The sequence below is a fragment of the Sporomusa sp. genome (genome assembly GCF_057736855.1).
In genome coordinates this window covers 385-1,703 of the sequence record NZ_JBYKYF010000457.1, presented here as the reverse complement: position 1 = coordinate 1,703, position 1,319 = coordinate 385, and the positions used below count along the sequence as shown (strand labels likewise).

2 protein-coding genes are annotated in these 1,319 nt (G+C 39.1%); both read left to right on the top strand.

Translation table 11 applies throughout. The features are described 5' to 3' along the window. Positions 1-165: 165 nt before the first annotated feature. On the top strand, positions 166-804 hold the full coding sequence (locus AC29Z1_RS17585; RefSeq protein WP_488272737.1) for a LexA family protein: 639 nt from the start codon (positions 166-168) through the stop codon (positions 802-804). Positions 805-818: 14 nt separating this feature from the next. Next, positions 819-1,319, top strand: a 501-nt coding sequence (locus tag AC29Z1_RS17580; RefSeq protein WP_488272736.1) for a zinc-ribbon domain-containing protein, incomplete at its 3' end; no start/stop codon positions are given.

The window sequence follows — 1,319 nt, the reverse complement described above, 5'->3', positions numbered from 1 at the left end:
AAACATCCTTGCTCACCTCTTTTCCTTGCTTTTACGCAAGTCAATAATATCAAAGATTTTCCATATTGTCAATACATAAACGCAAGAAATTTTAAATACAGCGATTAAAAGTATTGCAAAAATGCAAGAACAATGATAAAATATTCACCGAAAGGTGTGATTAGGGTGGAAATTAAGGATATTATTAAAAGGCGTAGACTCGAATTAGGTTTAACCATGTTGGACGTCGCCAAAGCTGTTGGCGTTAGCGAAGCGACTGTATCAAGATGGGAATCTGGTAATATCGCAAATATGGGAAGAAGCAGAGTCGCCGCACTCGCCAAAGTGCTTAGACTTTCACCTAAAGTATTAATGGGTTGGGAGGATGCTGAAGATAACATGCCGAACGCAACTCCTCTTAGCGATATACCTATGATTCCAACAATCGGACGCGTAGCCGCCGGAATACCAATTTTAGCTGAGGAAAATATTATAGGTTACGAATATGTTCCGGACTTAAAAAACCCATCTGAATATTTTTGCTTGCTTGTATCGGGAGATAGTATGATAAACGCCGGGATACCGGATGGTGCAAAGGTTATTGTTAGGAAACAAGACTATGCAAACGATGGCGATATAGTAGTATGCATTGTAAATGGCGAAGAAGCAACACTCAAAAGATTTAAGCGCGTTGGCGATACGGTTATCTTAATGCCGGAAAATCCTAAATATCAGCCTATAATTGTAAGTTGCAAAGATTTCGAAATAGGATACGCCCGTATCTGCGGGGTGGCTCGGAAAGTTCTGATTACTAGGGATTTGTAAAAGGAGGTAAAACCTTGACTTGCAAAAAGTGTAAAAAGGAAATTTCCGATGATTCAGTATTTTGTAATTACTGTGGCACTAAACAGGTAAAAACCAAACGTAAAACCATAAAAAGAGAAAACGGCACAGGGACGATTTATAAACGTTCTGATTTAAAAAATCGCCCCTGGGTTGCAGCTACTCCTCGAATAAATGGCATGCCATCTCAAATTATCGGTTATTACGCTACAGCCCAGGAAGCCAAGGATGCGCTGGATGAATACCGGCGCAATCCTACAACAAAACTAAATATTACGGTTAAAGAATTGTTCGAAGAATGGAAACCACTAGGGTATAAAGATAAATCTATACAGCTTCAAGGTAGCTATAACGCGGCCTGGAATAAATTAACCGATATATATAATATAAAGTTTCGAGAACTCCGTACCGGACACATGCAAAAAATTATTGATTATTTACAAACCGAGCGTCCAAAGCTTGATAAAGACGGAAGTCCGGTGATAAAAGATGGAAAG